Here is a 23,064-nt window from a genome sequence, read left to right as displayed (position 1 = left end):
GTCCATGACGCCTCCGGCGCGCCGGGGAGGACAGCGACCAGCGGGCCAGGAGCGGCGCCCGGATGCGAGGGTTGCAGGCGGATCGCGTACCGGCTGGGGACTTGCTGCCCTCGCGCGCGCAGCGTCAGCGTGACGAGTCCGGCGGCGCCGGTCGCTCCCGCCGGGCCGTCGGCGGACTCGACCAGTGGAGGCAGCGGTGGTCGCCCGGCGGCGAGGCGCGGGAGGACCGGGGGCAGCGCGGGCCGCTGCCAGTGGTCGGCGGCCAACCTGCTGACGCCGCCGATCCGGTCGGCGATCACGTCCGCGCAGCTGTAGAGGAGTTCGCCGTCGATCTGCGGCAGGCTCGCGTCGAGCGCGAGGTGGCGGGAGAGCTCGGCGGGGTCCTGCCACGCGGCGGGCTGGCCGGGGACGCCGACCCTGGAGACGGCCTGCCCGATCCACAGCTGGACGTCCGTGCCGTCGACGGCGTCCGCCCACCACCGGGCCAGCACCGCGTAGTCAGCGACGCGGGTGCCGATGCTCCAGTAGAGCTGCGGCGCGACGTAGTCCACCCAGCCGTTGCGGACCCAGCGCAGCGTGTCGGCGCCGAGGGCGTCGTAGGACTGGAGACCCGTGGTGGCCGAGCCGCGCGGGTCGGTCGAGGCGTTCCGCCAGATCCCGAACGGGCTGATCCCGAAGGCCGCTTCGGGACGCACGGCGCGCACGTGCGCCTGCATCTCGCGGACCAACAGGTCCACGTTGTGCCGCCGCCACGCGACGCGGTCGGTCCAGCCGGCATCCCGCCCGTATGCCGCGAACGCCGCGTCGTCGGGGAACGGCTCGGTGCCGTCGGGGTAGGGGTAGAAGTAGTCGTCGAAGTGCACCCCGTCGACCGGGTAGCGCGCGACGGCGTCGAGGATCGCGTCCTCGACGAAGGCGCGCGCGGCCGGGACGCCCGGGTTGTAGAGGAGTTGCCCGCCGTAGCGCACCAGCCAGTCGGGGTTCCGCCTGGCGGGATGGTCGGGGACGAGCGCCTCCAGGTCGTCATGGACCGAGACCCGGTAGGGGTTGAACCACGCGTGCAGGGCGAGGCCGCGCGCATGGGCGGCGTCGACCATGAAGCCGAGCGGGTCGTAGCCGGGGTCCCGGCCCTGAACACCGGTCAGATACTGCGACCACGGCTCGAACGGCGACGGCCAGAAGGCGTCGGCGGTCGGCCGGACCTGCACGAAGACGGCGTTGAGCCCGAGCCGGGCCGCGTGGTCGAACAGCCGGACGAGCTCCGCCTGCTGGTCGACCGGCCTCAGCCCGGGCCGGGACGGCCAGTTGGTGTTGCGGACGGACGCGATCCACTCGCCGCGCAGCTGGCGGTCGCAGTGACCGGCTGTTTCAGCGCCTGTGCTTCTTTCCGCTGCCGTTGCGGTTGCCGTCAGTTGGGGGAGGCCGACGGCTGCGGTCGCCGCGAGCGCGGCGGTGCGCAGAACGGCGGTGCGCAGGACGGCACGCCGGGTCGTCGGGAGGGCGAACGCGGCAGAGGTCCGCGGGTGGTCCGGCACGGGTGCTCCTGAGGCGGCCAGGGACGTGGTGGCTGATGGCTACCACGTGCCGGCCGCCCCGAAGACCGATGTCGTCCATAGGGCGCACAGTCAGAAGTCCGGGCCGGGGCCGGGGCCGCGCCGAGGCCGGGAGCTGAGGTCAGGCGGCAGGCACGTGCGCGAGAGCGGAGGCCAGCGCCGTGCGCTGGTACGGGCTCAGGGAGCCCAGCTGGGTGTCCTCGTCGGCCCGGGTGACCTTGAGGATGTCGTGGGCGGTGAGCCAGGAGACGGTGGGCAGCGCGCGCAGGAGCGCGGCGAGGGACAGGCCTGCGGCGGCGGGATCCCCGCGCAGGGCGTCGTGGCAGACCCGGGCCGCCGCTGTGGGCCCTTCGTGCGCGACGGCGGCGAGCAGGAGCTCGCGCTGCTGGTGTACGGCCTGCTCGGCCTCGTCGTGGGTGAGCTCACGGGTGCGGATCATTACCGCCTCCTCGGATACCGGAGGGATTGATTCCCCTTGTTCCAGGTGAGCCCAGTGTTGCCCGCGAGGTCCGGGCGCAAAAGACCTCGCGGGCAATCCTCAGTCCACTCTCACGTGCGCAGGAAGGCATCGAGGGGTGCTTTCCCTGACCGGGCAAGGGATTGCGGCTCGCGTGCGTGAGCGTCGTGCCGGACCAGGTGAAGTGAGCGCTCAGGCCGCTCTCATCGGCGTCTTACCGGGTGGGTGCGGCGGCTGTGCCTGGGGCTGACCGAGGACACCGACTGGCGCGAGGTCCGTGAGCTGGTGACCGAGAGCTACCGGTGCCTCGCGCCGAAGAAGCTCTCGGCGTTGCTCGACTGACCAGCGCCGGCCCGGCCCGGCTCGCTATTCCTCGGTGGGCAGCTCGGTGGGCAGCTTCACGGCGTAGCCCGGGACGGACGGCCACCGGACGGTCATCACGATGGACTCCTCCTCGGCGACCCAGGAGTGGTCGACGCCGTGACCCCACACGACGTACTCGCCCTGGCGTTCCAGCACCACGCTCCGGTCCCGGAACTCCATCCGGAACCGGCCGCTGATCAGCACCAGCAGGGCCGTCCGGTGCTCGCCCTCGACCCACTCCAGCCGCTTGTCACCGGGCGGGTGGACGCCCCACTTGATCTCCACGTCCTCGCTGTGGCGCGGATCGCCGGGCTCCTTGAAGTGACCCAGGATCCAACCACGGTCCAGCGCCGCGTCGGCGCCGGCGTTACCCACGTACACAGAGTCGTTCACGCCGCCGCACGCTACCAGCAGGTCAGCGGCGCAATGCGGCGGCGGTCGCCGACCCGGCTTCGGGGGCCGACCCGGCGAGGAGGTCGGAGCGGGCTGGGGTCAGCCCTCCTCGATGTCCGAGATCAGCTTGGTGCTCAGGTCGCTCTGGACGGCCAGCCTGGTGTGAGCGGCGTGCGGGCCGGTGCCCCAGGTGAGGGTCACCGTGGTGAAGAGGTGTCCTGCGCCAGAGTCGTGGTAGCGGACCTCCCAGTGGGTCGGCACGTCCTGGGCGCGCAGGACGCCGTCGGCGTGGTTGGCCTCCTCCCAGACGGTCAGCCGGTGCTGGAAGTCGTGGGTGAGGTAGTGGGAGCGGAGCTCGTGGCTGAGGTTGTCCGTGCCGTCCGAGACGGCGTCGATGTAGGCGCCGTAGAAGTCGGCCACCCGGTCGACGGCGGAGTCCGGGCTCCCCTCACGGACCGGACCACCAGCGGCGTGGTGGGTGCCGAACGTACGCAGGCCCGGCTGGGCCGCCGCCTGCGCGGAACAGGGGGCCAGCACGGCAGCGAGGGGCAGCAGCGCTGCTACGAGGCGAACGGGAACGCGCATCTGTGAGGTCTCCTCCGCTCGAACACAGGCCCAGAGCCTGGGCTGTACGCGAACCACTCTTGCCATGCGGATGCGTCGCGACGCGTCCGCCCCGGCCGAGAGGTCACCTGTTCGGGCGGGTGAATCTGCGCGTCCGGCCCCGCGTCAGCCCGCCTCGCTCGCGGTCGCCTCGCTCGCGGGCGCGAAGCTGACCTTCGCCGCCTCGACCGTCTCGCCCTTGCGGCCGGGGGCGCTGGTGTACTGCCAGTAGAGGTTGGTGTGCGCGATCACCTGGCTCGGAGGCGGGGCGCCGTACGCGGTCAGATCCTGGGTGGTGTGCGCGTCGCCGACCAGCGTCACGTCGTATCCGCGGACCATGGCTCCGTGGAGGGTGGAGCGGACGCAGGCGTCCGTCTGGGCGCCGGTGACGACGACGCGGCCCACCCCGCGTTCGGCCAGCCGCGCCTCCAGGTCGGTGTCCTCGAAGGAGTCACCGTAGGACTTGTGGACCAGCGGCTCCCCGTCCAGCCGGACCAGCTCCGGCACGTACTGCCACGGGTCGGTGTCCCGTTGGAGGCCCTCGCCCGAGTGCTGCACCCAGACCACGGGCACGTCCTCCGTGCGGGCCTTCTCCACGAGCGTGTTGATGTTCGCGATCACACGCTCACGCTCGTGCGCCTTCGCCACCACGTCGTTCTGGACGTCGATGACGAGCAACGCGGTGTTCGGTCGGTCGGGCAGGGTCGTCATGGGAGTCCCCGGTCTCTCGTCGCGGATCGATCCTGAGTCACCTCCCACGGTAGGCCGGGGCACTGACAACGAGCCATCTTCGGACACCACGGGGCCGTCGCGCGCGGCCGGCCTTGCGCCGTTGTCAGTGGGACCGGGCAGGATGGCCGCCATGGTGGAGATCGACTTCCTGACCGAGTCCGACCGCGAGCAGTGGTACGCGCTGGCCCGCGGCAAAGACGCGTACTTCAACGTCGAACGGCCCGAGGCCAGTTACGAACGCACGTGGCGACGCCTGCTCGACGACGAGCGGATACGCGGGATCGCCGCCCGCCTCGACGGCACGATGGTCGGCATCGCGCACTACCTGTTCCATGCCAGCGTCTGGTACTCCGAGAAGTGCTATCTGGCCGACCTGTTCGTCGACCCGGAGGTCCGGCGGCAAGGTGTGGCAACGGCGATGATCGAGTTCGTGGCCCAGGACGCGGAGAAGTCCGGCTCCCCGGCCCTCTACTGGAACACACTGGAGGACGCCCCGGCCCGCGCGCTGTACGACAAGGTCGGCACCTTCCACGAGGGGCTCGTCCTCTACACCTACCGACGCGCCCCCGGCCGGGGCGCCGCCGGGAGCTGACGCGTCACTGGACGCGCCGGATCGACGCGCCGACCAACTGGCCGTCGGCGACGGTGTAGGTGCCCTCGTAGACCTGGAGCGTGCCGTCGGTCTGCGTCGCGTAGAGGACGGCCTGGACCTGGGAGGCGCCGAACTCGCTGACGGTGCCCAGGCTGATCGACGCGGTGTCGGCGAAGCCCGCCACGTACTGCGCGTAGCTCTCGCCCGCGATGTTTTTGCCGCCGAGGGCCCACGCGGCTGCGTAGTCGTGGTCGGTGAGGTCCTGGTAGTACTGCTCGACCACGGCCGCGGCGTTGGTCAGCGGCGGGGTTTGGGTGGCCGGGGTCGAGGCCGCTGGAGTGGACGTTGTCGGGGCGGGCGCCGGGGGCGCGGGCGGCGGCGCGGTGGTGGTGACGGTCACCCGCGGAGCGGGAGCCGGACGCGTGGACAGGGGAGCCCTGGCCGTGGGGGTCGTCGTCGGCGGCGGTGCAACCGTGCGTGTGTGCGTGGAACCAGGCGTGGTCGTGGTCGTCGCGGGAGCAGGCGCGGGCGCGGCCTGGTGGGTGACCGTGGCTGTCACCGTGCGGGTCGGGGTGCTCACGGACCGGGAGGGGCTGCTGCTGCACGCGGCGACGACGGCCAGGACACAGGCCGTCGCGATCGCGACGAAAACGCCCTTCACTCCTCAAGGTTAGGACGCCTGACGCCGAGCCGCCGCCACAGGTCGGGGGTGGGCACGACAGGCCGGTGGGGCGACCCCCGCCGAACGGCCGGATTCGGCGGAGTACGGCAACCGGTGGGCCGTGCGGGACGTGAGGTGAGGTGTCAGCAGGGAGATCACCTGAGGGGGTACATCGTGTTCCAGAACCTTGCCCGACTGCTCACCGTCGGCGCGATGGCGGGGACCGTCGCGGTCGCCGGGATCGGCACCGCGTCGGCGAAGAGCAGCATCGAGTTCCAGGCCAGCCCGCACGCCCAGCACGTCGGACAGTGGTTCAGCGTGCACGGCACCGGCGTCAGCGACGACAGCGGCTGGCAGCGGTTCTGCGTCCAGGAGCACTACGGCACCAGCGGTGCCTGGCAGACCGTGTGGTGCGGGCGGATCGTCGACCCGACGCGTGGGCAGGACGCGACCGGGTACGGCTGGGTCCGTGCGGGTCACCAGGGCGTGCTGGAGCTGCGCGGCGTGCTGGAGGGCGTGCAGAGCTCCACGGGCGGCAGGACGTGGATCGAGACGGAGTCCGCTCCGGTCGCGGTGAACGTCGTCCGCTGAGCGGGGGCGCCTGATCGCCCGTCGTCCGGTGGTGGTGCCGACTGCCGTCGAGCAGGCGGGAGGCGCTGGGCACGCTCAGCGCCAGCGCCACCACCAGGACTGCGGCCGTGAGGAGTTGTGCGGAGCGGGGGCCGGGGGCGAACGGGTCGGCGGACGCGGCCCGGCGCACCCGGCTCCAGTTCCGGCAGGCGGTCACGGCGAGCAGCCCCGCGCACGCCATGCACGCCACGCCCAGCACCGCGCGGGCGGCGGGGTACGGGAGGGCCGGGAACGTGCCGAGTGCCGCGCCCCCCGCGAGCAGGGCCAGGCAGGTACGGATCCAGGCCAGGAACGTCCGCTCTGCGGCCAGGACGTCGCGCCGCTCACCGTTGCCCGGCAGCCCGTCCCGTGGGAGTTCGGCGGACATCGGGTTGGACGCCGAAGCGGACGTCGAAGTGGACGTCGAAGGTGAGTTCACGACCGTCTCCAGACATGGCAACGCTCCAACGTAACCATGCGTTGCCCGAGATGACGTTCTGTGATCCGGGGTGTGACCCGGACGGGTGAGGAGTGTTCACCCGCGCACGGTTCGTACGCCATCCCGACTGCAACCGGCCGTCATCGGTCGGCGTGATCATGGTGGGTGCGCTCATGAGCAGTCGAGAGCGCTCGGGTGTGTGAAGTGCGCGGACTGCGTGCAGCGCGGTCGCTTCACGTACTGTTGCGGCAGGCAGTGGATCGGTGCGGGAGGAAGATCGTGGGGCTGGGCGCCTCGGAGCGGCAGGCCGTGGGTCTGCGTTGGCTGGTGCTGGTCTACAAGATTCCGGCGGAGCCCACGCGGCTGCGCGCGGGGGTGTGGCGGAAGCTCAAGGGGCTTGGCGCGATCTACCTGCAGAACTCGGTGGCCGCGCTGCCGGCCGGGGGTCAGTCCGAGCGGGCGCTGCGGCTGCTGCGCAACGAGATCGTCGAGATGGGCGGCACCGCGTCGCTGCTCGACGCGGGCGTGCTCGGCGGCGCCGCCGAGATGGAGGACCAGTTCAACGCGGCGCGCAACGACGAGTACGAGGAGATCGTCGACCGTTGCGAGGACTTCCTCGGGCAGATCGAGAAGGAGTACCGGGCCGAGCACTTCACCTACGCCGAGTTGGAGGAGAACGACGAGGACCTGGTGAAGCTGCGCAACTGGTTCGCCAAGGTCGCGGCGCGCGACGAGCTCGGCGCGGCGGGCAAGACGGCGGCCGAGGCCGCGCTTGAGCGGTGCGCGCAGGTCCTGGACGAGTACGCGGGACGCGTCTACGCCGAAGAGGGGGAGGGCCGCTGACAGGCGGTCAACCCCCTCCTCCCCCTCGACGGGCTTCTACTTCGTTTACTTCGTTCGGCTCACTTCTGTCGAGCGGCCCTGACCACGCGGGCCAGTGACAGGCCGAGCAGTCCGGCGACCGCGACCGGCAGCAGCCACCAGGCGTTGACGCCGGAGCGGGTCAGGCCCCACGTCGCGGCGAGCGCCACGGCCACGCCGAGGGCCACGCGCCAGTCGTCGCCGACGATGAAGTCGTACCAGAACTGCCCGAAGGACTTGAGGGCGGCGATGACGCTCATGTGAGGCTCCCCTGCGTCGGAGCGGACGCGGACGCGGCGGCGGCCAGGTCGGTCGCCTGGGCCCGGCGCAGCACGGTGGTGTAGCCGATGGCGAGCAGGGCCACGGCGGGGACGATGACCAGCAGCGCGGCGTCCGAGCCGGGCCAGTTGGCCCCGGCGCCCTCGCCCGCCCAGAACATGCCGAACGAGGTGAGCATGGTCCCGACGGCGAACTTCATGGTGTTCTCGGGGACCTTGGCGAGCGGCGCGCGCACCGCGAATCCGGCGCCGACCACGGCGAGCACCGCGACGACCGCGCCGAGCACGGCCACCGGGATGTCGTGCTGGTTGTCGCCGAAGGTGACCACGATGAAGGCCACCTCCAGGCCCTCCAGGAAGACGCCCTTGAACGACAGCGTGAACGCGTACCAGTCCTTGACCCGGCCGCGTCCACCGGCGGACGCGGCCTTCGCGGCGGCGAGCTCCTCCGCGAAGGCCTTCTCCTCGTCGTGGAGCGCCTTGTAGCCGGAGCCGCGCATGACCGCCTTGCGCAGCCACTGCAGGCCGAAGACCAGCAGCAGCGCGCCGACGACCAGGCGCAGCGCGCCGAGCGGGATCTGTCCGACGGCCGGGCCGAGCACGGCGACCGTCGCCGCCAGGGTCAACAGTGCGGCGACGGTGCCCTGCCAGGCCGAGCCCCAGTGCCGACTGGTGCCGGCGGCCAGCACGATCGTCAACGCCTCGACGGCCTCCACCGCGCAGGCGAGCAGGACGGTGAAGAAGAGTACGTAAGTTGTCATCTGCCACCTCCAGGGTGCGGGTTCGAGCGATGACGGATGGTCATGGGATCTCCACAGGTGTGCGGTTGAACAGGTGGGAATCGTCGCCTTCGAGGTGCGAGGGCGACGTGGGGTAGGCGAAGCAGCCGTCCGGGTCGAGAGCGACGCGGACGGGGGTGCCGCGCAGATGGGCCTGCTTGTCGAAGACCCCCGTGAGGCGGGAGCCGTCGGACAGCTCGACGACATGGTCGTAACCGCGTCCCCGGTACGCCGTGTCGGTGACCGTTCCGGCCAGTCCCTGGCGGGACGCGTCCGGGGTGGCCTCGCTGGTTCGGTCGTCGCCGCGTCCGTCGGTCGCGTCGGCCAGGGTGACGGCCGCGGGCCGGATCAGGACCTGGACCTCGGTCCCGTCCGTACCGCACCGGCCCATGCAGGTGGCGACGAAGGTGCCCGCCTCGGTGGTGAGCAGGACGCGGTCCTGGTGCGCGGGGCCGTCCGTACGGCCCGTCAGCTCCCCGGCCAGGCCGGTGAAGCGGGCGACGAACGGGGTGGACGGGCGCTGGTAGACGGACTCCGGGGTGGCGAGCTGGACCAGCCGTCCGCCCTCCAGGATGCCGACCTCGTCGGCCAGGGCGAAGGCCTCGGACTGGTCGTGGGTGATGTAGACGGCGGTGGCGCCGCTCTCGCGGGTCAGCGTGGAGATCTCCACGCGCAGCCGCTCGCGCAGGTCCGCGTCCAGGTTGGAGAGCGGCTCGTCGAAGAGCAGTAGTCCGGGGCTCGCGACCAGCGCTCGGGCCAGCGCGACGCGCTGCTGCTGCCCACCGGAGAGCTGGTGCGGATAGCGGTCCGTGTGGTCGGCCAGGCCGACGCGTTCGAGGACCTCCGCCACCCGGCGCTCCGACTCCGGGCGGGGCAGCTTGCGGCGCCGCAGCGCGTAGCCGACGTTCCCGGCGGCGGACATGTGCGGCCACAGGGCGTAGTCCTGGAACACCATCGCCAGGTCCCGGCGGTCCGGCGCCAGATGGACCCTGCCCTCGGCCAGGGCGCGCTCGCCGAAGCGGACGGTGCCGCCGTCGGCGCGCTCGATGCCCGCCAGGCAGCGCAGCAGCGTGGTCTTGCCGGAGCCGGACGGCCCCAACAGCACCAGGAACCGGCCCGGTTCGACGGTGAAGGAGACCTCGTTCAGCACCCGCGCCGACCCGAAGGACTTGCTCAGCTTCTCGACCTGCAGTTGCTCGGTCACGACAGGGCCTCCAGACGACGGGCCGCGGGAAGGAACAGGCGCATCGCGCCGAGGACGACGGCGATCAGGACCAGCGCGCCGAGGACGACCACGACCGTCATCGCCGCGCCCGCGCCAAGGTTGTAGCCCTGGAGCTGCCGGGTGATGGCCACCGAGAGCGGCTCCGAGCCCGGCGGGGCCAGGAGTTGGGAGACCGGCAGTTCGAGCAGCGTGCCGCAGAAGGCGATCAGCCAGGTCCACACCAGCGAGCCCGCGACCAGCGGCAGCACCGCGCCGGACCAGGCGGCAGCCGGGCGGCGGCCGTGCGTGCGGGCCGCCCACAGCAGCGAGTCGCTGACCTGCCCGAGCGACCCCGACAGCAGCCGCGCCGCCGACGGCAGCGCGCCCGCCAGGTAGCCGATCACCAGCAGCGTCGTCGTCCCGTAGAGGTTGATGCCGAGGCTGGAGGCGATGGGCAGGTTGTAGGTGAAGATGTAGCCGCTGGCCAGCAGCACGCTGGGCAGCGCGATCGCGGCGAGCAGCAGCAGGTCCAGCATCCGCCCGGCGCGTCCGCCGCTCTGCCGGGCCAACGCCCGTCCGGCGACGGCGCCGAGGACGACCGCCGCGCACGCGGTGATCGCGGCCAGGCGCGCCGAGTAGCCGAGCGCGGACATCAACTCGCCCGAGTGCAGCACGTGGCGGAAGTTGCCCAACCCCAGCGCGGACAGCGACACCTGGCCGCCGGACGGCAGCAGCGAGGCCGCCGCCGCGCCGAAGGCCGGGACCCCGGCCGCGGCCAGGAAGAAGCCGACGACGCCGGTGAGCGCCGCGATCTGACCGCCGAGCCCGAGCCGGGTCCGGCGTGCCGGACGGGTGCGGCCGGACAGGATCTGGAAGCTGCGTCCGCGCATCGACCGGCGCTGCGCCAGCAGCGCGATCCCGACCAGGCCGAGCAGCAGCCACCCCATCGCCGAGGCGGACGGGAAGTCGGCCGGGAAGGTGGAGATCGACTGCTCCATCGCCCCGGTGATCAGCGGGAAGTTGCCCTGTGAGGCGAGGGTCGCGGCCACGCCGTAGTCGGAGATCGACTCGGCGAAGACGATCGCCAGCGCGGCCCACAGGCCCGGCGCCAGCATCGGCAGGATGACGCGGGCCGTGGCGAGCCGACCGCCGCCATGGGTGCGCGCGGCGTCCTCGAACTCACGGCCGAGACCGCGCAGCACCGCCGTGATCGCCAGGTAGGCGAACGGCACCCCGCGCGAGGCGAGCACCCAGATCACGCCGACCGGTCCGAAGACCACGGAACGCAGCGCGGCCGGGTCGTGGCCCAGCATCCGGTCCAGCACGCCCTGCTGCTCGACCAGCCAGGTCCAGCCCAGTGATTCGAGGTAGGAGGGGGCCAGCAGCAGCGCCCACAGCAGCAGTCGCCACAGGCCCTGCCCCTTGAGCGTGGTGCGCTCGGTCAGCCAGGCCAGCGCGCCGGCGATCACCGTGGCCAGCACCGCGGCGCCGATCCCGACCAGCAGCGAGTCCAGCAGCGCGTGCAGGGTCCAGCCGGAGAGCACCTGCTGGAACGAGGACAGGGAGAACCAGGAGTCGCCCTGCCCCATCGACTTGGGACTGATCGCGACCAGCAGGAAGCCGGCGACCGGGAGCAGCAGCACGGCGGCGAAGCCGATCCACGGCAGCAGTCGCAGCGCACCGGCGGCACGGCCGCGCAGGGCGTCGCGTCGGGGGACCCGGGGCGCGCCGACTGCGGTGCGCGACCCGGGGACGAGCGTGGTGTCGGTCATGGGTCAGTGGACGATCGTGTTCGTGAACCAGGTGTTTATGGTGCCTTCCTTGGGACCCCAGGTGTTCGGGTCGATGGCCTGGGTCGGCACCGTGGACAGGGCGGGCAGCGCCGCCTCGGGGGAGACACCCTGGACGATCGGCCAGAACAGGGAGTCACCGTTGGGGTCGCCGCTCAGCATGACCTTCTGGCCCTGCGCGCTGAGCACGAAGTCCGCGAACTTCTCCGCCTCCGCCTGCTCCTGGGAGGAGACCTTGGCGTCGATGCCGATGACGCTCGGCAGCGAGGTCACCTTGGGCAGGTAGGTGGTCTTGATGTTCTTGTCCTTGGTCCCGGCGGCGATGCCGGCCGAGCTCTGGATCAGCGCGACCTTGATCTGGCCGGTCTGCAGCGCGTGCAGGGTGTCGCCGTTGGTCTGGTAGATGTGCAGGCCGTTGGACTTGAGCGAGCTGTAGAACGCCTCGCCCTGGCTGTCACCGCCGAGCTGGTTGAACATGCCCGCGACGAACGGGTAGGTGGGGCCGGAGACGGACGGGTCGTTCATGCCGACCTCGCCCTTCCAGGCGGAGGTGAGCAGCGCCTGCCAACTGGTCGGCGGGTTCGGCGTCTTGGACGCGTCGTAGACGACGGCCGCGGTGACGGTCAGACCGGTCGGGACGTAGCTCTGGTCCTTCGGCACGACGGCCTGGCCGGCGGCGTTGAGCTGGACGTTCGGCTCGAAGCCCTTGACCAGCATGCCCGCCTGGTCCATCGCGGCGAACGCCTCGTCGCCGTCCACCCACAGCACGCCCCACTGGGGGTTGCCGCGCTCGGCCTGCACACGGGCCAGCAGCGGGCCGGTGCTGTCGTCGACGAGCTTGGTCGGGATGCCGGTGGCCTTCTGGAAGGCGGTGGTCATGGCCGAGTCGTAGCCCTGGGCCGAGTACACCACCAGCGGCACGGGCGCGCCCGTCGCGGCGGCGCTGCCGCCTGTCGTCGCACTGGTGCCCGAGTTGGACCCGCAGCCGGAAACCACAGCCATCACCAGACCCGCGGCGGCAACGACACCGAGCGATCTACGGGCACCCATGGCAGTTCGAAGAGACATGTCCGCTCCAGCACAAGTGAAAAGTAACAGTGGTTAGAACCGTGGAGCAACGCTGGAAACGGAAGAGTTGTCACCGGCAACCCGAACGTGAACACGCAGCGAACGTCAGTACATGGACGCCGGAGGCTGTGCCGGGGCTGTGTACGGCCGCGCCGGAGAGCGGACAGCGAGGTGCGGCGGCTAACGGGAGGGTAGCCGCCGCACGGGTCAGGCAGATGTCGGGCGCAGGACCAGGCAGACGAAGCCGAAGCAGTCGCGGTAGACCTTCAGCCACTCGTCGCGGTGGGTGGTGGACGCCGCCAGCGCGTCCGCGCTGTCGGGGTCGGCGGGGTGGTCCAGGGCCCAGGAGGCGAGTGAGCCGGTCCAGGACCACTCGTAGTGGTCCAGTTCGCGTCGGGTGCTGACGTGTCCGTGGACGGGGGTCCAGCCGTCGGCGACGACGCGGTCCACGGTGGTCGCGAGGTCGGCGAAGTCGCCCAGCATCGCGACGGCCTCGGGGGAGGGCTCGCCCTCCCAGAACCCGTCGCCGATCAGCACCCGTCCGCCGGGCGCCAGGTGCTTGCGCGCCGCTGCCAGCGTCGGCAGCAGCCCGCCGAAGGCGTGCGTGGCGCCGGAGCTCAACACCGCGTCGAAAGGCTGCGCGGCGGTGAAGGCGGCGGCGTCCTCGTGGTGGAGGGTGAGGCGGTCCGCCACGCCCAGCGCGCGGGCGCGGTCCCGGGCCTCCGCGAGCGACGCCTCGGAGAGGTCGACGCCCTCGGCGTGAAGCCGCGGATTGGCCTGCAGCGCGCGCAGCAGCCACTCCGCGCTCCCGCAGCCGAGGTCGAGCACCCGCGCGTCCTCGCGGGGAATCACCTGGTCCAGCAGGAGGCGCACCGCGTCGTCGTCGAGCGGGGAGGCGATCGGGTGGTCGGCGTGGGCGAGGCGGGAGATCCGGTCACGATTCATCGGGGGAGCGTGGCATGGGTCGTAGTCGGACGCATCCGCATTACGGCCACGACGGAAGCAGGTTCGTATCCTGGGATGGTCCCGGTGCGGCGCGCGGCAGGGAGGTGGGTGATGGACGAGGAGACCTCCACATCGGCGGAGATGTCCACACCTGCGCAGACCTCCCGTGGGGGTGACGGCAGGCTGCGGCCGGTGGTGTCGGAGACCGCCGCACGCAGGCGGCGGCGGGCGTTGCGGCTGCTGGTGCTGTGCGTGGTCGTGCTGGTGCCGTGGACGGTCTATCTGGCGTTCTCGCTGCCGGACCAGTTCGAGGCGCGGCACTGGTCGGCGGCGTGGGTCGGGTTCGACGTGTTGTTGCTGCTCTCGTTGGCCGCCGCCGGGCTGGCGGTGTGGCAGCGGCGTCAGGCGCTGATACCGCTCTCCATCGTCGCCGGGACGCTGCTCGTCTGCGACGCGTGGTTCGACATCACGCTCGACTGGGGCACCCGCGATGTCTGGAGCAGCGTGGCCGCCGCTGTCCTGGTGGAGCTGCCGCTGGCGTTGCTGCTCTTCCTGCGGGCCCGGCGGCTGTACCGGATCACCGTGCGCCTGGCCTGGGAGCGGATGGGCCTGCCCGGCGAGCCGCCGCCGCTCCACCGGCTGCCGCTCTTCAGCGGCCTCGACTCCCTGCCGCCGGACGGCGTCAGCGCGACGTCCGCCGACCAAGCCTCCGAGCAGGCCTCTGACCAGGCCACGGAGAAAGGACGATCTCCACGATGAAGGACGACACCAGCGGGGCCCCGCCCGCAGCGGGCGAGGTGGGCGGAGGGACGCTGAGCATCCGCAGTCCCTTCGGCGTCCCCGAGACGGTCGACCGGATCCGGCGGGCGCTGGAGGCGAAGGGACTCGACCTGTTCGCCCTGGTCGACCACAGCGGAGCCGCCCACGAAGCGGGCCTGGCGATGAACGACACCAAGCTGCTGGTCTTCGGCAACCCGAAGGCCGGCACACCCGCGATGGTCGCCGCGCCGCTGCTCGCGATCGAACTGCCGCTGAAGGCGCTGGTGTGGACCGACGACGCCGGCGTCGTGCGGGTCGGCTACCAGGACCCTGCCGAGCTGCAGCGCCGCTACCAGGTGCCGGACGAGGTGATGGGGCCCCTGAGTCACGTCGGGGAGCTGCTGGCCGCCGCTCTCGCGTCCTGATGGCGGGAGGAGGAACGAACCTGCCGGGCGTCGACGGTGGGGGACGTCGACGCCCGGCAGGCGGTGGGTTGGGAGCGGGGCCGGATCAGGGATAGCTGGTCAGGTCCGCGACCGTGGAGCTGCTGTTCACCGTCGCGCCCGTGCCGTTGACGATGTGGTCGATCGTGCCGGTGCCGCCGAGGGAGACGTCCATGGCGTCGTGCAGCGCGACCCCCGACGTGTCCGGAACCTCGATGGCGTGGTCGGCGACCTCGCTCGGGTTGACGTTGAAGTAGCAGTAGACGCCCAGCCCGTAGGCCTGGTGGTCGGTCACGTTCGGCGCGACCTCGTACGAGGCGTAGCCGTCACTGCTGCCGTTCATCCAACTCGCCTGGTCCGGCGGGTCGTAGGGCATCTCGGACTGGTAGAAGTAGGTCCGTCCGCCGTTGGCGTTCCACTGCACCTGGTACTGCTGGTAGTGCTCCACCGCGAGCCCGTACATCGTCACGTCGGTGCCGTTGACGACCAGGCCGTTGGCGGCGGTGTTGGAAGTCCAGCCCACGCCGCTGCCGTGGTCGGCCCGCCACAGCCACAGGTTGTCGCCGATGGTGGAGTTGTTGTTGACCACCAGCGTCTGGCTCGCCTTGCCGACCGCCGCGCCGCCGACGCGGAAGTAGACGTCGGAGAGCACGTTCGGGTCGGCGGAGTGGTCGGCCGAGGCGCCCGACGGGCCGATCTGCATCAGCGAGGGCGAGTTGGTCGCGCCCGCGTCGACGATCAGACCGGCGATCCGGACGCCGCCGACGTCGGCGGTGGAGATGGCCGTGACGCCGTTGTCGGCCTCCAGCGTGGCCAGGCCGAGGCCCAGGATGACCGTGTCGGGGCGGGTGACCTGCAGGGTGTTGGTGAGCTGGTAGACACCGGGGGTGAAGATCAGGTCCTTGCCCGCGGACAGCGCGGCGTTGAGCGTGGCCGAGGTGTCGGACGGGGTGGCGATGTAGAAGTCACTGAGGGGCAGTGAGGTTCCCGGCGTCGTCTGCCCGTTGCTCCAGTCGGTGCCGGTGGAGTTGGTGCGCGGCGACGGCACGAAGACGCTGTAGTTGCCCGAGGAGTCGATCGTCAGATACGGCTTCTCGACGCTGGTGGGCGTCTGGCCGACCGTGGTGTAGGGCGGGCTCGGGAAGCTCTGCGCGGGCGCGCCCGTGTCGCCGACGAAGACCATGTTCCAGTTGGAGCCGGTCCAGCTGCCGAACTCGTCGTTGCGGGACAGCCACTGCTGCTGCGAACCGGAGTTGACCTGGCCGTCGAACTTCGAGTCGCCGAAGAAACCGCCGCTGGACCAGCCGCCGTTGTCGTCGAGGACGACGTTGCCCTGGACGTGCACGCGGCGCATCGGCGAGGCCTGGGACACGGCCCATTTGGTGCTGCCGGACGAGGGGTTGATGTCCAGGTTCTCCACCCCGCGCCAGAAGTTCTCGGTGGCGTTGCCGCCGTTCCACTGCGCGTCGGCGTTGACGCCGCCGGTGATGGTGGTGTCGTCGGGCGACGCCCCGAGGCCGAGGACCTGGGTGTAGAAGCCGACGTTGACGTTGACGTTGTAGCTGCCGGGCTTGAACAGCACCGCGTAGCGGCTGCTGCCGAACTGGTTCGACTGCTGCTGGCTGTAGACGGAGTCGAGTTGGCTCTGGATCGTGGACGCCGACTCCGAGGGGTCGAAGACCAGCACGTTGGGACCGAACGGGTTGTTCGTCGTCTGCGTGGTCGGCAGCGTCCACTGCTGGTTGGCGTTGCCGGAGCAGTCCCAGATCTGTGCCTGGGTGCCGGGCGTGGTGGACCAGTTGGTGTCGTCCAGGCACCTGCCCGACTGCGGGTTCAGCAACGAGCCGTTGGTCTGCGGCTCCCAGACCTGGGCGCCGGTGCCGTTGCAGTCGTAGAGGTCCACGGTGGTGCCGTTGGCGGTTCCACCGCTGTTGACGTCCAGGCACTTGCCCAGCACCTGAAGGGTGTTGCCCGAGCCGACCGTCCACTGCTGCGCGGCGCTGCCGTTGCAGGTGTAGACCTGGATCGGGTTGAGGTTGGCGGTGGACGCGGAGCGGTCGTCCAGGCACAGGCCGCCGTAGCCGGTGATCGCGCCGGTCGCGCCGACGGTGGCGGCGGGGGCCGCAGTGGCTGAGGCCGGAGCCAGAGCCACTGCGCCCAGCGTGAGTTGGGTCAGCACGGTGGCTGCGGCCAGAAGCCAGGGTCGACTTCGGCCGCGCCGGTGCCAGGGAAGGGACATGTGGGGGACCTTTCGCTCGGGGAGCGGGGCCCGATGATTGAACTCTTGAAGTCATGGCACCGTCAATGGTTTGCGCGACACCAGGTCTGGACCAGTTGCGAATGCCCTGCTGACATGGGATTTTGGAAACGGCCGCTCATGAGCCCCGGGCGGTCGAGGTCACTTGTTGAACGCGAAGATCGGATATGACGGGCCTGCGCCTCCGCAACCTGACATGACGCCGCATCAGGAGCTCGTGAGGATCACGAGTTGCTGCGTCGCGCGCGTCATTGCGACGTAGCGGTCGACCGCGCCCTCGATTCCCTCGCCGAAGGAGTCCGGGTCGAGCACGACGACAAGGTCGAACTCCAGCCCCTTCGACAGCTCCGGCGTCAGCCAGCGCACGCGCTCGGTGGCCGTTGCCCCGGGCCGGGGCTCGTCCGTGCTGATGACGCAGGCGATGCCCTCGTCGTGGTCCGTCAGCCATGCTTCGAGGACCGACTCCAGCTCCGCAGCCGATCCGTGGACGACCGGGATCCCGCTGCTGCGCACGGACGTCGGCACGTTGGCGTCCGGGAGTGCGGCGCGGATGACCGGCTCGGCCTCGGCCATGACCTCCTCCGGCGTCCGGTAGTTGACGCTCAGTGAGGCGACGTCGACCCTCTCGAGCCCGACCCGCGCCAGCCGCTCCTCCCACGACTCGGTGAAGCCGTGCCGGGCCTGTGCCCGGTCGCCCACGATGGTGAAGCTGCGGGACGGGCAGCGCTGCAGCAGCATCTGCCACTCGGCGTCGGTCAGTTCCTGGGCCTCGTCGACGACGATGTGCGCGAAGGTCCCGGCGAGCCGGTCCGGGTCGGCGGGCGGCAGGGCGGACTCGTCGACCAGGGTGTCCTTCAGGTCCTGGCCGCGCAGCATGGTCACCGCGCCCTCGTGGTCGTCTTCGGCGTCCAGCACGTCCTTGATGACGTCGGCCATCCGCGCGCGCTCGGCGGCGACGGCGGCGTCGTGCCGTCGCCTGCGGCGCTCCGCCTCCGGATCGCCGAGCCGTCGGCGCGCGGCGTCCAGCAGCGGCAGGTCGGAGACGGTCCACGCCTGGGCGTCCGCGCGCTGGAGCGTCCGGATCTCGTCGCGGCTGAGCCAGGGCGCGCAGAGCCGCAGGTAGGCCGGGACCGTCCACAGGTCGCCGACCAGGTCGGTCGGTTCGAGCAGCGGCCAGGCACGGTGGAGGGTGGTGACCAGCTCCTCGTCCTGGAGCAGCGACCTGCGGAACGCCTCCGGCGGGACGGACGGCCCGTCCAGGTCGTCGACCATGCCGAGCCTGTCCATGAGGATGGTGACCAGCTCCTCCCAGATCTGGTCGCGCGCCTCGTTGTGCGGGGTGCCCGGGGCGGGCGCGCGGAACGCGTCCGCCCAGTCGTCGGGCGTGATCCGGACGTCGGCCCAGTCAGTGGAGACCGTCAACGCCTGGGTGGGTGGCTCCTCGTAGATGCCGACGGCCTTCTCGACCCCCTTGACCATGCCCACGGAGGACTTCAGCCGGGCCGCCTCGGGGTCGGTCTCGGCGGGTGCGTCGGCGCCCTCGGCGACCAGGTCGCGCAGGGTGCAGGTCTGCACGCCGTCCTCGCCGAGGCTGGGCAGGACGTCGGAGACGTAGTTGAGGTAGGGCTGGTGCGGGCCGACGAACAGCACGCCGCCGCGACGGTGACCGAGGCGTGGGTCGGAGTAGAGCAGGTAGGCGGAGCGGTGCAGCGCGACGACGGTCTTGCCGGTCCCCGGACCGCCGTCGACGACGAGCGCGCGGCGCGAGCTCGCGCGGATGATCGCGTCCTGGTCGGCCTGGATGGTGGCCAGCACGTCCCGCATCTTCGGCGAGCGGGTGCTGCCCAGGCTGGCCACGAACGCGGACTGGTCGTCGAGCGCGGCGCGCCCGTCGAGCCCGTCGGCGGTGAACACCTCGTCCCAGTAGTCGGTGATCCGGCCACGGGTCCAGCGGTAGCGGCGGCGGCTGACCAGGCCCATCGGATTGCCGTGGGTCGCGGCGAAGAACGGCTCGGCGGCGGGGGAACGCCAGTCGAGCAGGAGCCGGCGGCCCTCGCTGTCGGTGAGGCCGAGCCGCCCGATGTAGACGGGCTCGTCGCTGTCAGTCCCGTCGCCGCCGTCACTGCCGTCAGCGCTGACGATGTGCCCCAGGCACAGGTCCAGGCCGAAGCGCCGCAGTGCGCGCAGGCGGCCGCTCAGCCGGTGCACCTCCGCGTCCCGGTCCATCGCGGCCCGCCCGGCCCCGCCGGGAGCCTTGAGCGCGGCGTCCAGGCGGCCCGCCACGTCGGCCACGGCCGCGTCGAGGCTTTCGGCGACGGCGGCGAAGTGCTTCTCGTCGGCCGCGATCAGGGCCGGGTCGGCCTTGGCGGAGAGGCGGTCGGGGAGGTCGAAGGCGCTGGTGGTGGGGGCAATGGCGGTCAAGCGTGGACGCACGGGGCGAAACTCCCATTTCCGCAGGTACTGGCGGTAGGTCGTCGATTGTGCGCCACCTGGGGGGCCTTGCCGCAAGGCCCCCCATGCGCTATATCTTGAGAGTGGCGAGAGGTGGTCGATCCTCTCGCTTTTCGTTTTGCACCCGCACGCGGGCCCCACGGCGGTGACCGCCGGGCGCGTCGCGGAAGACGAGGGTGAGCGGTGCGCCGTCGCGCACGGCGTGGATGTGCAGGTGCGGTTCGGTGGAGTTGCCGGACGAGCCGACCAGGCCGAGCTCCTCTCCCGCGTGGACGCGGTCCCCGGGTGCGTGCCTGACCGAGCCCGGAGTGAGATGGGCGAGCAGGATGCGCTCCTGTCCCGTGTCGATGACCACGTGGTTGCCCGCCGGATGCGCGTCCGCCGTGGGGTGGTCGGGGTAGGCGTCGCGGGTGATCACGACGGTGCCGTCGGCCGGGGCGAGGACAGGGACGCGGTAGATCGGGTAGTCGCCCAACCGTCGCGGGAACAGGGCGCGGCTGGACCGCCCGTCGTGGGCGCGGCCGACGATGTCGAGGGCACCGCGCTGGGCCGGGGCGGTCCAGTGGTGGTTCAGCAGCCGCCCGTTGCCCTCGACGATCTGCCAGTCCCCGTCTCCCAGAGGCCAGTTGAGCGTGGAGGAACGGCCGCCGAGACGGTCCCGCCGATCGGCCAGCGCAAGGACGGCGAGCACTACGGCCATGATCGGCAGGACGGCGTCGCCGAGGGCGAGATCGTCGCGCAGGCGCGGAGCGCGCACGGCGACGTCGACGACGAGGCCGACCGTCACGGCGGTCGCCACCCAGCGCTCCCAGCGGGGAACCGTGGCGGCGACGGGTATGCCGAGCCCCAGGTAGGCGACGATCGCGAGCGCGACGAAGGCCAACGCATCGACGGCGGAGCTCCAGGAGTCGCCCGTCAGGCACTGCACCACCGAGTCGGCCAGCACGACCGGCCACAGCCCGACCCCGAGCACGGCTCGAATCGCTGCGCCGCGTCGGATCGCCGGATGCAGCGCTTCTGAGTCATCGTCACACATCCCCGTCAGTCCCCCCGTCAGATCTGCTGGCCCGTGCACCGGAACTGGTGCGTGCGCAGTCGGATCACATCGCCCCAGGGTAGCCAGGGTTCAAGAAGGCGCTGCGGGTGGTGTGCTCTGTGGTGCCGGAGGCGGTGCACCTAGAGTGTCCGATGTGGCAGAAACTGACGGGGAATTGATCGGCGGGCGCTATCGGCGCGTGGAGCTGATCGGGCAGGGCGGCATGGGCCGCGTGTGGCGGGGCCGGGACGAGACGCTCGGGCGGGACGTCGCCGTGAAGGAGGTGATGTTCCCGCAGGGAATCACCGCGGATCAGCGAGAGGTCCTGCTCCAGCGCGTCCTGCGTGAGGCACGTGCGGCCGCGCAGTTGAACCACCCGGGCATCATCACCGTGCACGACGTGGTGGAGCACGCGGGCGCGCCCGTGATCGTCATGGAGTACGTGGCCGGAATGTCCCTGGCCGCAGCGATCAAGCAGAGCGGCGGGCTGCCGGTACGAAGGGTCGCGGAGATCGGTGCGGCGATGCTGCGCGCGCTCAGCCGTGCCCACGCGGCCGGGATCATCCACCGTGACCTCAAGCCGGACAACGTCCTGCTGACGGACGACCGGGTGGTCATCACCGACTTCGGCATCGCGCACATGGTGGACTCCACGATGGCGCTCACCCACACCGGCACGCTCATCGGTACGCCGTCCTACATGGCCCCCGAGCAGCTCTCCGCCCAACCGCCCACGCCCGCAACGGACTTGTGGTCCCTCGGGGCGACGCTGTACCACGCGGTCGAGGGGGAACCGCCCTTCAGCGCCGAGACGTTCACCGCGCTGTGCATCGCCGTGGTCACCGGGATGCCGCGCCCGGCGCGGCGCGCGGAGGGCCTGGAGCCGGTCCTCGCAGCGCTGCTGACGAAGGATCCGGCCCAGCGCGCCGGGGAGGCGCAGGCGCTGGCCGCGTTGGACGAGGTGGTGCGGACGGGTGGGGCGGCCTACGTGCCGACGCACGTCGACGCCGCGCCCGCGTCGGCGCCCGCACCCGGACCGGCACTCGCACCGGGGCCGGGGTTCGGGCCAGCGGCGCACGGCGCGCTCCCCGGTGGCCCGCCCGCCTACTCGGCCCAGCCGCCCCTGGTGGGCGGAGCCGCGCCGTGGGGTGGCGGTCCGAGCCCGCGGGCGGCACAGACCAAGCCGAGGGCGCATCCCGTGGCGGCGGTGATCGCTGGCGTCCTGGCGCTGCTCACCGCGGGCATACTCGCCTGGTTCGCGCTCTACAACCTCTTGGGCGCGATGCACTACTCCTGGGGCACCTTCGCACTGGAGAACGTGTTCGGCGGCTTCATCCTCGCCGGGTCGCTGCTGGTCGCAGCGGGGTTCACGTTCGCCCGCAGGATTGCCAGCGCGTGGACAGTGTGCGCACTGTGCCTGCTGTACGTGGTGGCGTTCCTTGCGTTGCCGCTGTACGGCAGTGACTTCACCATGGTGCTCCAGGTCGCGTTCGAGCTCCACCAAAGCAATGTCGACACCATCGCACTGGCGGTCGACTTCAGCGGCCTGACAGCGATCGCCGCGGCGATTGCTGCGGGGATCGCCGCCAGAGCGACGTCGTCCGGACAGACGCCGCCGCGCCCTCCTGTCCGTGATCACCTCGGGGTTAGGTGAGCTTGGTCGACCACGGTCCGCACCGGCGCATCACGAGGATGCTTCCGCACCGGAGCGGCAACGGCCGTACTCGGCCAGGGCGTGGAAGGCGGCCTTCGGCTCCCAGGGCACGCCCGGGAAGGTCGTGCCGGTGCGGGCGTCCGGGAGAACCTTGACGACGCCCGGGGAGGCGAGGTCGAAGTCCCGGTGCGGGGCGTCCTCCGCGTGCGGGAGGTCGTAGCGGGCGAAGGTGTAGACGAAGGCGGCGTCGAGCGCCGACCGGTCGAAGGTGTCCAGGAGTTCGCGCAGGTAGCCCGCCTGCTCCTGCTCGTCGCGGACGACGTGGGTGGTGAAGGCGACCGGGCGGGCGTCGTCGCCCCAGGTGAGTACCGAGTCGCCGCGTGAGCCGAGATCGGCTGCGCCGCGGAAGGTCGCGCAGCCGAACTCGGTGACGGCGGCGGGCTTTCCGTGGGAGCAGAGGGCGCGGATGCCGCCGTCGAGCTGGTCGGCGTTGTGGGCGTCGCGGTAGCCGGCGTCGGAGGCGACGATGTCGAACGGGGTCCAGTCCACGCCCTCGAAGGGCAGCGACGCGTGGCCGATCCGCCCGCCGAAACGTGCGCGGACCGCGTCGACCGCCTCGCGCAGGAAGGCGTTGACGCGCGCGGGCAACGTGGCCAGCGCGGTGCGCAGTTGCTGCGGGTCGGCGAGGACGGCCGTGCGCTCGGACAGGGTGTCGCCGGGCAGGAAGCCGTCGGTGAAGAGGGAGATCTCGGAGCCGGTCAGGAAGACGACGTCCGCGCCGTCGAGGCGGAGCTTCTCGGCGCGTTCGGCGCTGTCGGTGAGGAAGTCGAGCAGCTCAGCCTGGGTGATGCCGTTGGTGAACGGGCAGTACCAGACCTCCAGCCCGGCACGGGCGGCGTGGCGGGCGGCGATCTCCAGGCGGTCGCGGTCGCCGCCGGTGATGCGGACGGCGTCGCAGTGCAGCTCTTCGCGGATGACGCGCATCTCCCGGGCGACGACGGCCTCGTCGAAGGGTTCGTGGGTGGTCGTCCCGGCGCTGGTGAAGCCGGTGTCGTAGTTGATGCCGAACGCGCGCATGCGGGAGTCCTGTCCCTCGGCGAATGAGTACGGTACGTACCGTACCCTAAATCTAGGTAG

At 71.5% G+C, this 23,064-nt stretch carries 22 protein-coding genes and 2 pseudogenes; 7 read left to right on the top strand and 17 right to left on the bottom strand.

Annotation, left to right across the window (positions count from 1 at the left end):
- Nucleotides 1-227: 227 nt before the first annotated feature.
- The 5 genes and pseudogenes from I2501_RS37585 to I2501_RS37560 all read right to left on the bottom strand — a co-directional run.
- A pseudogene (locus I2501_RS37585) lies at nucleotides 228-1,475 on the bottom strand (glycoside hydrolase family 10 protein); the annotation flags it as partial.
- A gap of 199 nt (nucleotides 1,476-1,674) precedes the next feature.
- On the bottom strand, nucleotides 1,675-1,992 hold the full coding sequence (locus I2501_RS37580) for a hypothetical protein (protein WP_196198583.1): 318 nt from the start codon (nucleotides 1,990-1,992) through the stop codon (nucleotides 1,675-1,677).
- A 384-nt stretch (nucleotides 1,993-2,376) separates the two neighbouring features.
- Entirely contained in the window at nucleotides 2,377-2,766 is a 390-nt protein-coding gene (locus I2501_RS37570) for a cupin domain-containing protein (protein WP_196198582.1), read from the bottom strand.
- Nucleotides 2,767-2,865: 99 nt separating this feature from the next.
- Nucleotides 2,866-3,351 carry a hypothetical protein gene (locus tag I2501_RS37565; RefSeq protein WP_236047976.1) on the bottom strand — a complete coding sequence of 162 codons (486 nt, stop codon included), beginning with the start codon at nucleotides 3,349-3,351 and terminating at the stop codon, nucleotides 2,866-2,868.
- Between the two features lie 144 nt (nucleotides 3,352-3,495).
- Nucleotides 3,496-4,080, bottom strand: a complete 585-nt coding sequence (locus I2501_RS37560) for an isochorismatase family protein (RefSeq protein WP_196198581.1) — start codon at nucleotides 4,078-4,080, stop codon at nucleotides 3,496-3,498.
- 151 nt (nucleotides 4,081-4,231) lie between these two features.
- On the opposite strand from I2501_RS37560, the gene I2501_RS37555 reads away from it, so the two are divergent.
- The gene (locus tag I2501_RS37555) at nucleotides 4,232-4,693 is read left to right on the top strand and encodes a GNAT family N-acetyltransferase (RefSeq protein WP_215910324.1); all 462 of its coding nucleotides are present in this window, start codon (nucleotides 4,232-4,234) and stop codon (nucleotides 4,691-4,693) included.
- A gap of 4 nt (nucleotides 4,694-4,697) precedes the next feature.
- On the opposite strand, the gene I2501_RS37550 is transcribed toward I2501_RS37555, so the two are convergent.
- Nucleotides 4,698-5,093: a hypothetical protein gene (locus I2501_RS37550; RefSeq protein ID WP_196198579.1), complete on the bottom strand. Its 396-nt coding sequence runs from the start codon at nucleotides 5,091-5,093 to the stop codon at nucleotides 4,698-4,700.
- A gap of 22 nt (nucleotides 5,094-5,115) precedes the next feature.
- Here I2501_RS37550 and I2501_RS37545 point away from each other — a divergent pair, with 22 nt between their 5' ends.
- Together I2501_RS37545 and I2501_RS40055 are read left to right on the top strand one after the other, a co-directional pair.
- On the top strand, nucleotides 5,116-5,367 hold the full coding sequence (locus I2501_RS37545) for a hypothetical protein (protein WP_196198578.1): 252 nt from the start codon (nucleotides 5,116-5,118) through the stop codon (nucleotides 5,365-5,367).
- Between the two features lie 161 nt (nucleotides 5,368-5,528).
- On the top strand, nucleotides 5,529-5,945 hold the full coding sequence (locus tag I2501_RS40055; protein WP_236047974.1) for a hypothetical protein: 417 nt from the start codon (nucleotides 5,529-5,531) through the stop codon (nucleotides 5,943-5,945).
- A gap of 169 nt (nucleotides 5,946-6,114) precedes the next feature.
- Here the strand turns inward: I2501_RS40055 and I2501_RS41020 are convergent.
- Nucleotides 6,115-6,351, bottom strand: a pseudogene (locus I2501_RS41020) (DUF202 domain-containing protein); the annotation flags it as partial.
- A 330-nt stretch (nucleotides 6,352-6,681) separates the two neighbouring features.
- On the opposite strand from I2501_RS41020, the gene I2501_RS37535 reads away from it, so the two are divergent.
- Nucleotides 6,682-7,245 carry a Chromate resistance protein ChrB gene (locus I2501_RS37535; RefSeq protein WP_215910323.1) on the top strand — a complete coding sequence of 188 codons (564 nt, stop codon included), beginning with the start codon at nucleotides 6,682-6,684 and terminating at the stop codon, nucleotides 7,243-7,245.
- Nucleotides 7,246-7,304: 59 nt separating this feature from the next.
- On the opposite strand, the gene I2501_RS37530 is transcribed toward I2501_RS37535, so the two are convergent.
- The 6 genes from I2501_RS37530 to I2501_RS37505 all read right to left on the bottom strand — a co-directional run bounded on the left by I2501_RS37530 (nucleotide 7,305) and on the right by I2501_RS37505 (nucleotide 13,327).
- Complete coding sequence (locus I2501_RS37530) at nucleotides 7,305-7,523, bottom strand: hypothetical protein (protein ID WP_196198576.1); 219 nt, start codon at nucleotides 7,521-7,523, stop codon at nucleotides 7,305-7,307.
- The gene (locus I2501_RS40050; protein WP_196198575.1) at nucleotides 7,520-8,302 is read right to left on the bottom strand and encodes a COG4280 domain-containing protein; all 783 of its coding nucleotides are present in this window, start codon (nucleotides 8,300-8,302) and stop codon (nucleotides 7,520-7,522) included. Before I2501_RS40050 ends, I2501_RS37530 begins: the two co-directional genes overlap by 4 nt.
- 40 nt (nucleotides 8,303-8,342) lie before the next feature.
- The gene (locus I2501_RS37520) at nucleotides 8,343-9,524 is read right to left on the bottom strand and encodes an ABC transporter ATP-binding protein (RefSeq protein WP_196198574.1); all 1,182 of its coding nucleotides are present in this window, start codon (nucleotides 9,522-9,524) and stop codon (nucleotides 8,343-8,345) included.
- Nucleotides 9,521-11,296, bottom strand: coding sequence for an ABC transporter permease (locus I2501_RS37515; protein WP_196198573.1), 1,776 nt, complete (start codon nucleotides 11,294-11,296; stop codon nucleotides 9,521-9,523). Before I2501_RS37515 ends, I2501_RS37520 begins: the two co-directional genes overlap by 4 nt.
- 3 nt (nucleotides 11,297-11,299) lie before the next feature.
- Nucleotides 11,300-12,316, bottom strand: coding sequence for an ABC transporter substrate-binding protein (locus I2501_RS37510; protein ID WP_196198572.1), 1,017 nt, complete (start codon nucleotides 12,314-12,316; stop codon nucleotides 11,300-11,302).
- A gap of 273 nt (nucleotides 12,317-12,589) precedes the next feature.
- Complete coding sequence (locus I2501_RS37505) at nucleotides 12,590-13,327, bottom strand: SAM-dependent methyltransferase (protein WP_196198571.1); 738 nt, start codon at nucleotides 13,325-13,327, stop codon at nucleotides 12,590-12,592.
- Between the two features lie 111 nt (nucleotides 13,328-13,438).
- On the opposite strand from I2501_RS37505, the gene I2501_RS37500 reads away from it, so the two are divergent.
- Complete coding sequence (locus I2501_RS37500; protein WP_196198570.1) at nucleotides 13,439-14,086, top strand: hypothetical protein; 648 nt, start codon at nucleotides 13,439-13,441, stop codon at nucleotides 14,084-14,086.
- Complete coding sequence (locus I2501_RS37495; RefSeq protein ID WP_215910322.1) at nucleotides 14,083-14,511, top strand: DUF302 domain-containing protein; 429 nt, start codon at nucleotides 14,083-14,085, stop codon at nucleotides 14,509-14,511. The genes I2501_RS37500 and I2501_RS37495 overlap by 4 nt, the downstream gene beginning before the upstream one ends.
- 85 nt (nucleotides 14,512-14,596) lie before the next feature.
- On the opposite strand, the gene I2501_RS37490 is transcribed toward I2501_RS37495, so the two are convergent.
- The 3 genes from I2501_RS37490 to I2501_RS37480 form a co-directional block, all read right to left on the bottom strand.
- Nucleotides 14,597-16,768 (bottom strand): ricin-type beta-trefoil lectin domain protein, encoded by a 2,172-nt coding sequence (locus I2501_RS37490; RefSeq protein ID WP_196198569.1) that lies wholly within the window; start codon nucleotides 16,766-16,768, stop codon nucleotides 14,597-14,599.
- A gap of 225 nt (nucleotides 16,769-16,993) precedes the next feature.
- The gene (helR, locus tag I2501_RS37485) at nucleotides 16,994-19,207 is read right to left on the bottom strand and encodes an RNA polymerase recycling motor ATPase HelR (protein ID WP_215910321.1); all 2,214 of its coding nucleotides are present in this window, start codon (nucleotides 19,205-19,207) and stop codon (nucleotides 16,994-16,996) included.
- Between the two features lie 100 nt (nucleotides 19,208-19,307).
- Nucleotides 19,308-20,273 (bottom strand): M23 family metallopeptidase, encoded by a 966-nt coding sequence (locus I2501_RS37480; protein ID WP_196198568.1) that lies wholly within the window; start codon nucleotides 20,271-20,273, stop codon nucleotides 19,308-19,310.
- A gap of 154 nt (nucleotides 20,274-20,427) precedes the next feature.
- On the opposite strand from I2501_RS37480, the gene I2501_RS37475 reads away from it, so the two are divergent.
- The gene (locus I2501_RS37475) at nucleotides 20,428-21,927 is read left to right on the top strand and encodes a serine/threonine-protein kinase (protein WP_196198567.1); all 1,500 of its coding nucleotides are present in this window, start codon (nucleotides 20,428-20,430) and stop codon (nucleotides 21,925-21,927) included.
- A 30-nt stretch (nucleotides 21,928-21,957) separates the two neighbouring features.
- On the opposite strand, the gene I2501_RS37470 is transcribed toward I2501_RS37475, so the two are convergent.
- A complete protein-coding gene (locus I2501_RS37470; RefSeq protein WP_196198566.1) occupies nucleotides 21,958-23,004 on the bottom strand; it encodes a hypothetical protein in 1,047 nt (348 codons plus the stop codon).
- Between the last annotated feature and the right edge of the window lie 60 nt (nucleotides 23,005-23,064).

It is taken from the genome of Streptacidiphilus fuscans (genome assembly GCF_015690355.1).
Lineage (GTDB): Bacteria > Actinomycetota > Actinomycetes > Streptomycetales > Streptomycetaceae > Streptacidiphilus > Streptacidiphilus fuscans.
Note: the sequence above shows the minus strand (reverse complement) of the source record. Positions and strands in the feature narration are given on the sequence as shown.